A 12,682-nucleotide genomic window follows, 5' to 3' on the forward strand; every position below is an offset into this window, starting at 1 on the left:
GGGGCATCGAACAAACCGATAATTTGGTCTATCTGGTTTCGCCCGACTCTGTAGAATCCGAGTACGTTCGCAAAGAATTAGACTGTGCCGTATCGCTCCAGAAACGAATTATTCCCATTTTAGTTCGAGAAACGCCACCCGACTCGATTCCTTTGGCATTGCAGGGCGTGCAGTATATCGACCTCACCGACAACGTAAAAGAAGACGATTACTTGCTCGATGAAAGTCAACTGCTGAAGATTTTGCATCAAGATGAGGCTTACTATAACGAGCATAAGGTTTTGTTGACCAAAGCACTGAAGTGGGAGCGACAGCACCATAATCCCAGTATTCTGCTGCGAGGCTATAACTTGCGAAGTGCAGAGGCGTGGTTGAAGGTGGCGCAGAAACGATCGCAGCATCCACCTACGCCTTTGCAAGAAGAATTTATTGCTGAAAGTTTGCGGCAACCGCCTGCGGAGGCGCTCGATGTGTTTATTTCCTATTCTCGTGCTGATTCGGATTTAGCTAGAAAGTTGAACGAGGAACTGCAACTTCAGGGAAAAACGACTTGGTTTGACCAGGAAAGTATTGCATCGGGCGCAGATTTTGCCCAGGAGATTCACCAGGGAATTCAAGTCTGCGATAACTTTCTATTTATTCTCTCACCCCGATCGATCGCGTCTCCCTATTGTGCGGCGGAGGTCGAGTATGCCGCTGGGTTGAATAAACGCTTTGTCACGGTGCTGCATCAGCCGATCGCTTCAGCCGAACTGCATCCAGAGTTAGCCAAGGTACAGTGGATTGATTTCAATCAAAACGATCGGGATTTTAATGCCAATTTCAACCAATTGGTCAGAACCCTCGATACAGACAGAGAACACTTACGCAATCATACGAAATGGTCTCAGCGATCGCTCGAATGGGAACAAAAAAATAAAACCAACGATTTATTGTTGCGAGGAAGTGAATTAGCCATTGCCGAAGCGTGGTTGCAAGACATTCAAGCACAAAAGAAACAGCCCGTCGCGACCGAGTTACAAAAGGCATATATTGCCAAAAGTAGCAAGTACAAGCGCCAAAATAAGATGCTATTAACGGGAGCGGCTGTGGGTGCGATCGGGATTATGACGCTTGCCACTATTGTTACCACAAAGCTGTGGCTAGACGCACAAGAGCAAACGAAGATTGCCGAAGAGCAAACCAAAATTGCCAGGTTAGACGAGAATGCGGCCCGCGTCCAATCGCTGCTCGATGCCGATCCCCTAGAGGCACTCATTCTGGCGATTAAAGCCACAGGTGAAATCGAATCTGCATCGCCCGAGGTTCGCCGGGAGACGTTGGCCCAGGTGCAGTCTAGCTTGCGCGATGCCGCCGGAGATGCCAGAGAGCGCAATCTCCTGACAGCAAACGCAGAGGGAGTCGCCTCATTAGCGTTGAGTCCAAACGGCAAAACCCTCGCGAGTGCGGGTGAAGACGGGACGATTCGCCTGTGGGATACGAATGGCTATCCCATCGGTCAACCGATCGAGCCGTTGCCCAATGGGCCTACACCCGCCCTCCATTCCGTGGCCTGGAGCCCAGATGGCAAAAAGATCGTCAGTGGCGATGCAGACGGGACGATTCGCTTGTGGAACATCTCTGGTAAGCTCATGGGCCAACGCTTAAAAGGGCATCAAGGCGAGGTCTCGTCAATCCGATTTAGCCCCGATGGCAAAACGCTCGTCAGTAGCGGCGCGGACGGGACGATTCGTCTGTGGGACGCGAATGGCAAGCCCGTCGGTAAACCCTTCAAAGGGCATCGGGGTGGGATTCGATCCATCGCATTGAGTCCCGATGGCAAAACCATCGTCAGTGGCGGCAAGGACAAAACGGTTCGTTTGTGGACTCGTCAGGGTCAACCCATTGGTCAACCTTGGACGGGGCATGAGGATGAGGTCGCGTCAGTGGCGTTTAGCCCCAATGGCAAAACCATTGCCAGTGGCAGCAATGACGGGCAGATTCGTTTGTGGGACACATCGGGGAAACCCATCGGTAAACCCTTCAAAGGGCATGAGGGTTGGTGGATAGGGTCACTCGCATTTAGTCGCAAGGGTAGCGTCATCGTCAGTGGGGGCGGGGATGGAACCATTTCTGTTTGGGATCTGGGGGGGAATCCTCTCCTGGGTCATCCCCTCATCGGGCACGTTGGCTCAGTCTCGTCCGTGGCATTGAGCCCCGATGGCACAACCATTTTCAGTAGCGACGATATCGGGACGATTCGTCTGTGGGATACGGACGGCTACCTCATCGGTCAACCCTTCACCGGGCACAAAGAAGGAGTATCCTCAGCGGCCTGGAGCCCCGATGGCAAAACCATTGTCAGTGGTAGCTGGGACAAGACAATTCGCCTGTGGGATACTTCAGGCAATCCCATCGGTCAACCCTTTAAAGGACATCAAGGTCCGGTCTATTCAGTGGCATGGAGCCCCGATGGTAAAACCATTGTCAGTGGTAGCTATGACAAGACAATTCGCCTGTGGGATCGCTCTGGCAATCCCATCGGTCAACCCTTTAAAGGACATCAAGGTCCGGTCGAGGCAGTGGCCTGGAGCCCCGATGGTAAAACCATTGTCAGTGGTAGCTATGACTGGACGCTCCGCCTGTGGGATACTACTTCAGGCAAAACCCTCGGTCAACCCTTTGAGGGATATACATATTGGGTCAAGTCCGTGGCCTGGAGCCCGGACGGCAAAACAATCGTCAGCGGTGGCTATAACAAGACAATTCGCCTGTGGGATACTTCAGGCAATCCCATCGGTCAACCCTTCAAAGGGCATAAGGATGTGGTTCCCTCGGCGGCCTGGAGCCCGGATGGCCTCACGATCGTCAGTGGCAGTCAGGACTATACAATTCGCCTGTGGGATCGCTCTGGCAAAACCCTCGGTAAACCCTTTCAAGGACACACCAATTCAATCTACTCGGTGAAATTTAGCCCGGATGGCAAAACCATTGCCAGCGGTAGTTCCGATCGGACCATTCGCCTGTGGGACACCTCCGGTCAACCCATCGGTCAGCCCCTCAAGGGACATACGAAATCAGTCACTTCAGTTGCGTTTAGCCCGGACGGTAAAACCATTATCAGCGGCAGTAACGATGGCACGCTTCGCCTCTGGCGCCTTGGCACTTGGCAAGATTGGCTGAAGATGGCGTGCAACCGATTAATCTTACATCCCGTTTTAGTCGCGCCCCAAACGCAGTTTGGTGCTGAGGATGCGGAAATGATCTCCGTGGCGAAAGAGGCGGGGGAAACCTGTCAAAGGCTGGCCTGGAACGATGCGGAAAACGCCCAGTTTTTAGTCAATCGAGGTCGATCGATCGCGCGGCAAGGCGATTTGGGCCTAGCCATCGCGACGTTCCAACAGGCCCAGAAATTATCGCCCAGGATTGAGGTGCCAGCAGAGGACAGGGTTAAACAGTGGGCTGCGGGCGGTTCGATCGAACAAGGGGAAAACCTAGTCCAAGAGGGTAAAGTTCAGGAAGCAGTGGATGCCTTCGAGAGAGCAAAGCAGTTCGACGCAACCTGGAAGATCCCTCCAGAGTCTTGGAATACGCTGTGTTGGTACGGTGCCCTGCACCAAGGGGCAAAGACCGCGATCTCGGCCTGCGATACGGCGGTGGCACTTGCACCGGGCAATGGCAACTTTCGAGATAGTCGTGGGGTGGCCCGGGCGCTGACGGGGGATACGCCCGGGGCGATCGCAGATTTTCAAGCGTTTATCCAGGGTACGGATTCGGCAGACGACAAAAAACAGCGGCAAGGCTGGATTGATGCCCTGAAAAAGGGTGAGAATCCGTTTACGGAGAAGGAGCTCGCTAAGTTGTTGGGATGAGTTCAGGGGGAACAGTTATCAGTTATCAGTCAACAGTGAATTGAATGGTTGTTAGAGTGAATGCTCGATCGCATTGTTAGGATTGAGATAGCCACTAAACCTCATTTTCAAGACCCAATAGCTAGGCGGCCGAGCGAGCTATTTTTCTATGTAGCGTTGTATTTTTTTTTCATGCAAGAATCTTTCTCGATCGAATTTTCCAACGGTCTGACGGCAAAAGCTCTCTATCCTCAACCCAATGCCGACCTGACGTTAACTCTAGAGCAACTGGGACTCTCTAGTCCGCGTCCGGTCATCGTGGTGGTTGGCGGTGCCAGTAAACTCAGCGAAGTCGATCGGGAACGGCTGCGATCGCTCTTTCTAACAGTTCTGGCTCCCCTCGCCGAGTCCTTAAATGCCTACGTCGTCGATGGCGGGACTGATGCTGGCGTAATGCAAATGATGGGGGAGGCGCGATGGCAAATCGGTGCAACCTTTCCCCTGATTGGGGTTGCCTGCGTCGGTCTGGCAACATTACCGAACCAGCCACCTCCTGCAGAAGATGCGTGTGCCTTAGAACCCTATCACACGCATTTTATCCTGGTTCCGGGTTCGCAGTGGGGGGATGAGTCTGCGTGGATCGCGCAGATCCCCAGTGTCCTATCCGGTGGTTTGCCCTCTGTCACCGTTTTAATCAATGGGGGCGAAATTACCTGGAAGGATGCAGCCGAGAGCGTGGAAGCACAGCGCCCGATCGTGGCGATCGCAGGCAGTGGAAGGACGGCGGATATTTTGGTGGCGGCGTTGAATGGAACGGTGAAAGACGAACGGGCCCGTGCACTGGTGGATTCGGGCCTGCTACAAGCGGTGGATCTGGATAACCCCAAGGCGTTAGACCGCGTTCTCAAGCAAATTGTAGCAACTGGTAGTGGTGCGTCAAGCTTAAACCTGTAGGGTGTGTTCAGCAAAGGGAAACGCACCAGCCTGAGAGTGTGTTGAAGCACTCAGGGAATTAATTAGAGGATTAGAGACGCGAAAAAAGCCGCCCTAGAAAGACGGCGCTTGTATCCCATTTTTTAGGTCATTGAGCGTGCCGGACAAGAGAAAGGCGCGATCGCAGTTTATCTAGATAATCGGAAAAGCAAAATTTATCAAAACAGTCCTCGATTTGCGATTTTTGGAGTGGGCGATTATACCTTCAAACCTTGGAAAATTGCGATTGGCGGGCTTTATAAAAAATTGGAGTTCAGGTTGATAGGTGAAATAATTAATAAACCTGTGGTTTTTGATGATACTGTTTACTTTCTCAGCTTTGACGACGAGGAAGTTGCACGTCAAACTTTTGAGCTTTTGAATTCACCGGCGGCAATTAGCTTTTATTCAGCGATCGTATTTTGGGATGAAAAGCGTCCGATCAAATCCAGTGTCTTAAATTGCCTGAATCTAGCAATGCTAGCAGATGGGGAATTTGTCACCGCCGATGCACCCAGATAAACGCAGATGGATAGAGATATAATTTCTATTATCGGTAATTTTGAAAACCTATGACTCAAGCTTTACCCAAACTCGTAAACTTCGAGGAATTTGTGGAGTGGCTGCCTGAAAATTCGGCGGTACGCTACGAACTGCATAATGGAGATATTGTTGAGATGGGACAAACCGTAGGCGAACACGAGGAAGTTAAAGGCTTTCTTACAATCAAAGTTTCCGTTGCAATCGAGCGTCTGGGATTGCCATACAGTATCCCCAACCAAGCGATAGTTAGGCCTCCTGAAAAAGATTCTGGTTATTTCCCTGATGTGTTGGTGCTGAATCGTGCAAATCTGGTGAACGAAACTTTGTGGCAAAAACAATCTATCCTCAGCTTGGGTGCATCCATACCTTTGGTAATTGAGGTTTTGTCAACCAATTGGCGCGATGATTACTATTTGAAATATGCTGATTATGAGGAGATGGGTATTCCTGAATATTGGATTGTCGATTATGCTGCGTTGGGCGGACGCAATTTTATTGGCAATCCCAAACAACCGACGATTTCTGTGGGTAACTTGGTTGATGGTGAATATCAAATCCTCAAGTTTCGAGAGAACGATCGGATTGTGTCGCAAGCTTTTCCCGATTTAAACCTCACAGCAAACCAGATTTTTCAAGCTGGTTTAGTATAAGCTGAATTAAAATTTAGGCTTTCGGGCGGACAGGATGCCCACCCCACAAGAGCTTATATTGCTTAAATTTAATCATTCCGCAAGGCTGCGATCGGATCTAAGCGAGCCGCATTCCGAGCCGGCAATACTCCAGCTAACAACCCGACGGTAAAAGATAGCCCAAAACCTGCTGTAATCGACCATACAGAAACCACAAACGGAAATTTGAACGCTGTCGAAGCCCCAAAGGCGATCGCAATTCCCAACCCAATACCCGCCGTTCCCCCCACCGTGGAAACTAAAATAGATTCCGCCATAAATTGAATGAGAATTGCTGCATTAGTAGCGCCTACCGCTTTGCGAATCCCGATTTCCTTAGTGCGTTCAACAACAGACACCAACATAATATTAGCAATACCGATGCCGCCAACCACCAAAGAAATTCCGGCGATCGCTCCCACCATAACCGTAAATAAACCTATCACATTGCTGAAAGTATTAACGATCTCAGCTTGATTGACAACTCGAAAATCATCCGGTTGTGGCGGATAAATATTGTGGCGCAAGCGCATGATATTTTCCACTTGAAATTGAGCATCCGCTAAATCCGCTTCGCCCGCAGTTTCCAACCAAAAACCCGAGATCGCAATCCCCGCTAAAGAATTTCTCCCCACAATTCGCGAAGACATATTTTTGAGGGGAATATACACTCGATCGTCCTGATCGGTTCCCCCTACAGACCCCTTGCTTTCCATCACTCCAATGACCTTGTAGCGGTTTCCCTGAATGCGAATATCGGAGGATAGCGCATTAGCTCCGGCTCCAAAAAGTTCGTCCCGCACCTTAGAACCGAGGACAACTACTGGCTCAGCAGCATTCAATTCATCCTCGTTAAAAAACCGTCCTTGTTGAGGTTGAATGTTCTTGACATCCGGATAATTTAAATCCGTTCCCAAAATAGCAGTAAATGAATTTTGTCCCCCGTAAACTACTTGCACTTGGCGCTGCAAATAAGCAGAAATTGCCTTGACAGCAGGAGCTTGTTTGCCGATCGCCTTAGCGTCATCCCAAGTAAGGGTAGTAGCAGAACCGCTTCCCTGACTGACACCGCCGGATCGCGCAGCGCCGGATAACACCAACAGGACATTTGTACCCAAAGCCTTTAACTGTTCTTCAGTTGATTTTTGTACTCCCTGTCCCACCGAAGTAATGGCAATTACCGAAGATATCCCAATAATTACGCCCAGCATAGTTAAACTGGTACGCAATTTGTTATTCCACAGCGCCTCTGTCGCCATGAAAGCGATTTGAACGTTAGAGATTTTGTTGGTACGGGGGCGAGTCTGTAATTTCATTGGTAATAGGTAATAGCTAATAGGTAATTGCTAAGGAATAATTGGGAGTTTTAAGGAAGAAAGAACAAGCAACACGGAACAAAGAAGAAGCAAGAGTAAAAAAAAAGTTATCCGTGTATCCGTAACTTCCGTGTTGTGCTGTTGGGAATCGGTAATTGGTAATTGATAAGTGATAATTAGTAATTGGCAAGTGGTAATCGGTAATTGTCAACCACTAACTAATGACTAATGACTGCTGACTGCTGACTACTAACGCAAGCGCGTTCCGCCACCCGGTTGCAAACCAGGAATTCCACCCGACGATGGATTTTGGGATCTAGGCCGCGATCCGGGGGGGAAAGTAAGCAGCACTTTTTCATTTCCTTTCAAACCCGATCGCACTTCCGTCTTGTCATCCACCGTCATACCAGTCTTAATCGGCATAAAAGCAGGTTTGCCATCTTCTCCACCGGGAACAAAAACCCCCGTTTCCCTTTGTTGGCGGACAATTGCTGCAGTCGGGACTACCAAAACATTTTTAAGTTCACCGGCCTTAAATTCCACATTCACATTCATGCCCGATCGCAGCACTTGTCGATCGTCATTAATAATTGCCGCTTTTACCTCAAAACTTGTCACATTTTGCAGGACGATCGACTGAGGCGAAATTTGACTGATTTTACCTGTAAAAGTCTTTCCCGCAAAAGCATCGGCTTGAATAGACGCAGCCTGGCCGATCTTAATCTGAGAAATATTAGTTTCTGCTACGTTTGCTACTAATTGATTTTTTGAAGCTAAGGACAAAATCGAAGAAGAAGTCGCCGAAGAAACCGCACTACCTGCCGTCGTGGGAGTCACAAAAGCGCCCGGATCGGCGTACTTGCGGGTGACAGTGCCGGTGAAAGGAGCCCGCAGCACAGTGTCGCCGATCAGCGCTTGAACGCTTTGCAGGCTGCCTCTAGCGGAGAGAACTTGGGCGCGGGCTTGGGCGATGTCTTCGGGGCGGGAACCTGCTTCTAGCAGCGCCAAAGCTTGCTGTTTTTGCTCGACGGCGGCCTGCGCCGCAGCGATTTCTTCCGGGCGTGCGCCCGATCGCGCCAGGGCCAAAGCTTGCCGTTTTTGCTCCACAGCAGCCCGCCCGGCAGCGATTTCTTCCGGGCGTGCGCCCGATCGGGCCAGAGTCAAAGCTTGCCGTTTTTGCTCCACAGCAGCCCGCGCCGAAGCGATTTCTTCGGGGCGAGTACCCGCTTGCAGCAAAGCTACAGCTTGTTCGGCTTGTCTGACTTGCGTTTGAGCTCGATCGCGCGCGGTGCGGGAGTTGTTGACAACTTGCAAAGCAATGGCTCCAGCATTATAGAGTTCCTGATTTCTCTGAAAGTCTTCCTCAGCTTGATTTTTGGCGTATTCGGCATCTCTGAGTTTGGCAATTGCTTGGGCGATGTCTTCAGGCCGATTGCCCTTGAGCAATTTTTGTAAATTTGCCTGTTGTTCAGCTAATTGTGCCTCAGCTACCGCAATATCCTGGCTTCGATTGCCGTTGAGCAATTTTTGTAAATTTGCCTGTTGTTCAGCTAGTTGTGCCTCAGCTACGGCAATATCCTGGCTTCGATTGCCGTTGAGCAATTTTTCCAAACTTGCCTGTTGTTCTGCTAACACTGCCCTAGCAACAGCAATGTCCTGGGTTCGAGTGCCGTTGACCAATTTTTCCAGGTTTGCTTCGGCGGCTGCGAGTTGTCCGCGAGTTTGGGTAAGTTGCCCTTGGAGGTTGGAGTCGTCCATGTAGGCGAGAATCTGCCCTTTTTCAACTTTATCTCCTTCCTTGACAAGCAAACTTTTGAGCATTCCTGAAGTTTTGGGGCTGACGTTAACGGAACGTTCGGGCACAATTGTGCCGTTTGCCGAAATTGTAATCGGCAGGTTCACCCTTTCGACAGCAACGGTTTTTTCCTTGCGCCTGGTTTCGCGGCTGGATTTGACTGTGAGTTGGCTGTAAGCTGTGTAGCCTACTCCTGCAAGCAGGGAAGCGGCAAGCAGCGCGCTAACCCACGGACTCAGCTCTTTTTTAATCTGAAAGTGCTTTACTAAGTACATATAAATTAGACTAATCGGGCGTCTGTTCAATTTAGACGGAGCGGGAACAGAAAACGTTCAATTATGATATTTTTAGTTAGAGGCAATCGTTTCCCTCTCAAATCAACCGTTATGCCACAAGTCCTCTATGGGGGTGTGGCGGGAAGCCGATCTTTATAAGCACTTTTTTTCTGGTTGATTCAGAAGCGTTTAGGACTGCACCACAATCGTGGGATGTATGATTTCGATCGAGTTCAAGGTATTTACTGCGCAAATAGGAATCTAGTTGGTAGAGACTATACTGGAAAATAATAGGAGGTTACAGCAATGGATCAGCATCATCGATACTTGCGAATCGCCCTTGTTGTTGTCGGAATTGCCTTTCTGCTTGTCTATCCACTGATGAAGATTTGGTCATCTGGCTGGTCATGGCAACCCAGCCAATACGAATACGAACAGATGATCGTCGGCATTTATGCCACACTTGGTGTCTTTTTGCTGTGGGCTTCTCGAAAACCAGAAACGCATCTCAGCTTAATCTGGTTCACCGTCTGGTCGAGTGTTGTCCACGGGCTGATCATGGCGGTACACGCAGTGATTGATTCTGCGGAACGCGGACACCTCCTCGGCGATGTTCCAGCATTGATTTTGGTGGCAATTGTCCTTGGTTTCCTAGCGTCACGCGAAGTGGTGCCAAGTGCATGAATGGGCGCGATCGAACGGCTCAAATCCAGCAGACAGACGAAAGCCCTGGGTGCTGAGTTACAACGTCTACTGCCGCTGATTTGAGCCGTTCGATCGCTCTTTGTGCATTTTCTCGGTTAGTACGAATCGCTGCTAAGTCAGCAAGATGTATCTCACCCCACTTGTAAAGCGTTGCGCTCGGCTCAAGGAAAATTTCACCTAATGATGTTAGTGAATATTCAACCATCGGTGGGATATTGACATATTCTGCTGGAGCTTATATCAGAGCCGGGCGATCGCGTATAATCAGATCGAACCGATCGAACTTTTGAAAAGTTCGATCGCCCATTTCCTACTCAACAAACAGCCGCTACACCCAACTCTGTAATCGCTGCCTCCGGGCCCACCAAAGAAATATACGGTTCTACAAAATATTTCTTAGCAGCATCCCGCGCTTGTGAAGCTGTCACCTGTGCAATTTCTTCTTGAAATTGTTGGTCAAATGTAATTCCCAATCCCAAAATTTCGTACCAGCCTAAAACTTGGGCAATTTGCGAATTAGTTTGTTTTCCTAAAGCATATTGACCGAGCATTTTATTCTTGCAAGCTTGCAATTCTTCTTCGCTTAGTTCGGTGTTGGCGAGTCGATCGACTTCTGCGCGCAATCCTTCAAAAGCAGTCGCCGTATTTTCCGGCGCAGTACCCATGTACGCGACAAACTGAGCCGTGTCCAAGCGCGTCGCGTAGAGCGCGGAAACGTCGTAAGCCAAGCCCCGCTTTTCCCGCAATTCCACAAACAATCGGCTCGACAAACCGTTACCCAAATAAGTATTGAGCAACTTAATCGCTGCGTAGTCGGGATTTTTGACAGAGGGTGCGAGGTAGCCCAGCATAATCACTGATTGCTGCGTATCTTGCGCCGTAACGACCGATTGAGGGGAGGGGGACAGGGGGGGGACGCTTAAAGTTGGCAGGGGTGTTAAAGGCGCTTTCCAGTCGCCAAAAGTTCCATCGATCAGGGCGATCGCATCTTCGGTCGAGATTCTGCCCGCTACCGAAATAACTACATTATCGGGACGGAAATAGGTTTTGTGGAACTGTTCGAGCTCGTTTCTAGTGAGCTTTGACATAGTAGCTTCCGAGCCCAAGGGAGAGAAAGCATAGGGATGTTCCTGGTACATCGCGTGCCGCAATTGCTCGAAGGCGATCGCAAATGGCTGTTCTTGCTGCGATCGAATTGCTGATATGGCAATGCGGCGTTCGAGTTCGACTTCAGCTTCCGGGAAAGTGGGCGATCGCGTCAATTGCGCCGCCAACTCCAAAATCTCCTCAAAATCTGCAGAAACCGTCTTCAAACTCACTAAAAAATAGTCTGTAGTAGAGTCGGCACTCAACCTCGCTCCCACCGATTCTACACGCTCGGCAATTTCCAGCGAAGACAGCCGATCGGTTCCCTTAGTCATTACCGCCGACAGCAAGTGACACAATCCTGCTTGTTCCGGCTGCACGTAGCGACTGCCGGCTCGCAGGAATATCCTAGCTGCAATAATATCTGCTGCTGGATTTTCTGCTGCTAAGACAACAATACCGTTGTCTAAAACCGTGCGCTGGATTTCATTGTTCATGGTTAATTTAGTTGGGAACTTGTACTGAGCGTAGCTGAAGTATTGGTAATTGAAAATGGGTAATTGGTAATTGGTAATTGGTAATTTGTAATTACTCGATCGCCATTTGGTTGAGTCGATGGGAGGTATTATCTTCCGCACCTCTCAGTTAGATCTGGGCGTGCGAGTTTCCCCGCACCCAGCTCCCGATGTTCTTGGCTTGCGCCTTTGCTCATGTGGAGATAATCGTGGCAGCTTTCGTGAACCGCTAGAAGGTTATTTGTTTTCCAATTACTGTGGCAACCATCCACATGGTGTAGATGTACCTTTTCATCGCCTAGCATTTTTAAGCCACATTTTCCACATTTATGGTTTTGCCGTTTTAAAGCTTTAGAGGTTTCGCCGTTATAGAGCTTGCTGTTACGCTCACTCCAGTAGGCTATATCTCCGTCGTAGGGAGATTTCTCTCCTTTGACGTTGACAAATTTGTTTTCGGAGTGAGGAACCGTCGGAAATGCTTTTTCTATCAATTTCTTGACAGTATAACGATTCTTTTTTGCTTCCTTATTGAATACCTTGAAGGCTCTATTTTGGATAAACCACAGCGAAAACCGTGAACCATCCAACTTACAGTAGCGATGGTAATTTCTCCAGCCTCTAACTACAGGGGCTAATTTCTCAGCTTTGACCGTAGCACCATAATTCGAGTTGTTAACGATGTGTTTTACCTTCTGACGGAACGCTTTAAAATTGTCCGCTGATGGAACGCTTCTAAATTTCCCGTTGTTTTGCACTTTGAAATGCCAACCGAGGAAGTCAAACCCATCTGTCGTAGCCGTTAGCTTTGTTTTCTTTTCAGTAACCTTCATGCCTCGTTCTGCCAGAAATTCGCTGACTTTATCAAGTATTGCCTTCGCATCATCTTTAGGTTTCAGAATTAGTCGGGTAAAGAGGTCACATCGCTGTGACCCCCTCCCCTCAAAACCGGACTTGTGCCTTTGAGCACATCCGGCTTA

At 49.4% G+C, this 12,682-nt stretch carries 10 protein-coding genes; 5 read left to right on the plus strand and 5 right to left on the minus strand.

The features are described 5' to 3' along the window. The 4 genes from QUA13_RS29115 to QUA13_RS29130 all read left to right on the plus strand — a co-directional run. On the plus strand, positions 1 to 3,851 hold a 3,851-nt coding region (locus QUA13_RS29115; RefSeq protein ID WP_333204144.1), incomplete at its 5' end, for a TIR domain-containing protein. A gap of 171 nt (positions 3,852 to 4,022) precedes the next feature. Beyond that, positions 4,023 to 4,784: a hypothetical protein gene (locus tag QUA13_RS29120; protein ID WP_333204146.1), complete on the plus strand. Its 762-nt coding sequence runs from the start codon at positions 4,023 to 4,025 to the stop codon at positions 4,782 to 4,784. Positions 4,785 to 5,012: 228 nt separating this feature from the next. Then, entirely contained in the window at positions 5,013 to 5,324 is a 312-nt protein-coding gene (locus QUA13_RS29125; RefSeq protein ID WP_333204148.1) for a hypothetical protein, read from the plus strand. Between the two features lie 50 nt (positions 5,325 to 5,374). Beyond that, positions 5,375 to 5,995 (plus strand): Uma2 family endonuclease, encoded by a 621-nt coding sequence (locus tag QUA13_RS29130; RefSeq protein WP_333204150.1) that lies wholly within the window; start codon positions 5,375 to 5,377, stop codon positions 5,993 to 5,995. 68 nt (positions 5,996 to 6,063) lie between these two features. Here QUA13_RS29130 and QUA13_RS29135 read toward each other — a convergent pair whose 3' ends face one another. Further along, positions 6,064 to 7,329, minus strand: a complete 1,266-nt coding sequence (locus tag QUA13_RS29135) for an ABC transporter permease (RefSeq protein WP_172190243.1) — start codon at positions 7,327 to 7,329, stop codon at positions 6,064 to 6,066. A 249-nt stretch (positions 7,330 to 7,578) separates the two neighbouring features. Next, the gene (locus QUA13_RS29140; protein ID WP_333204151.1) at positions 7,579 to 9,399 is read right to left on the minus strand and encodes an efflux RND transporter periplasmic adaptor subunit; all 1,821 of its coding nucleotides are present in this window, start codon (positions 9,397 to 9,399) and stop codon (positions 7,579 to 7,581) included. A 306-nt stretch (positions 9,400 to 9,705) separates the two neighbouring features. Between QUA13_RS29140 and QUA13_RS29145 the strand changes: the two genes are divergently transcribed. Then, complete coding sequence (locus QUA13_RS29145) at positions 9,706 to 10,083, plus strand: DUF6632 domain-containing protein (protein ID WP_172190245.1); 378 nt, start codon at positions 9,706 to 9,708, stop codon at positions 10,081 to 10,083. A 19-nt stretch (positions 10,084 to 10,102) separates the two neighbouring features. Here QUA13_RS29145 and QUA13_RS29150 read toward each other — a convergent pair whose 3' ends face one another. From QUA13_RS29150 to QUA13_RS29160, 3 genes are all read right to left on the minus strand, one after another. Then, the gene (locus tag QUA13_RS29150; protein ID WP_333204154.1) at positions 10,103 to 10,309 is read right to left on the minus strand and encodes a hypothetical protein; all 207 of its coding nucleotides are present in this window, start codon (positions 10,307 to 10,309) and stop codon (positions 10,103 to 10,105) included. A gap of 109 nt (positions 10,310 to 10,418) precedes the next feature. Continuing rightward, the gene (locus QUA13_RS29155; protein WP_333204156.1) at positions 10,419 to 11,687 is read right to left on the minus strand and encodes a pitrilysin family protein; all 1,269 of its coding nucleotides are present in this window, start codon (positions 11,685 to 11,687) and stop codon (positions 10,419 to 10,421) included. 128 nt (positions 11,688 to 11,815) lie between these two features. Continuing rightward, positions 11,816 to 12,535, minus strand: a complete 720-nt coding sequence (locus QUA13_RS29160) for a group II intron maturase-specific domain-containing protein (RefSeq protein ID WP_333204159.1) — start codon at positions 12,533 to 12,535, stop codon at positions 11,816 to 11,818. Positions 12,536 to 12,682: the final 147 nt, after the last annotated feature.

Origin of the sequence: Microcoleus sp. S28C3, from assembly GCF_036700785.1 — a bacterium.
Classification (GTDB): Bacteria; Cyanobacteriota; Cyanobacteriia; order Cyanobacteriales; family Microcoleaceae; genus Microcoleus; species Microcoleus asticus.

Bases quoted from the DNA above. Each gene is read 5' to 3' on its own strand.
- QUA13_RS29160 (WP_333204159.1), bottom strand. From the start codon at position 12,535: ATGAAGGTTACTGAAAAGAAAACAAAGCTAACGGCTACGACAGATGGG.
- QUA13_RS29120 (WP_333204146.1), top strand. From the start codon at position 4,023: ATGCAAGAATCTTTCTCGATCGAATTTTCCAACGGTCTGACGGCAAAA.
- QUA13_RS29145 (WP_172190245.1), top strand. From the start codon at position 9,706: ATGGATCAGCATCATCGATACTTGCGAATCGCCCTTGTTGTTGTCGGA.
- QUA13_RS29155 (WP_333204156.1), bottom strand. From the start codon at position 11,687: ATGAACAATGAAATCCAGCGCACGGTTTTAGACAACGGTATTGTTGTC.
- QUA13_RS29150 (WP_333204154.1), bottom strand. From the start codon at position 10,309: ATGGTTGAATATTCACTAACATCATTAGGTGAAATTTTCCTTGAGCCG.
- QUA13_RS29130 (WP_333204150.1), top strand. From the start codon at position 5,375: ATGACTCAAGCTTTACCCAAACTCGTAAACTTCGAGGAATTTGTGGAG.
- QUA13_RS29135 (WP_172190243.1), bottom strand. From the start codon at position 7,329: ATGAAATTACAGACTCGCCCCCGTACCAACAAAATCTCTAACGTTCAA.
- QUA13_RS29140 (WP_333204151.1), bottom strand. From the start codon at position 9,399: ATGTACTTAGTAAAGCACTTTCAGATTAAAAAAGAGCTGAGTCCGTGG.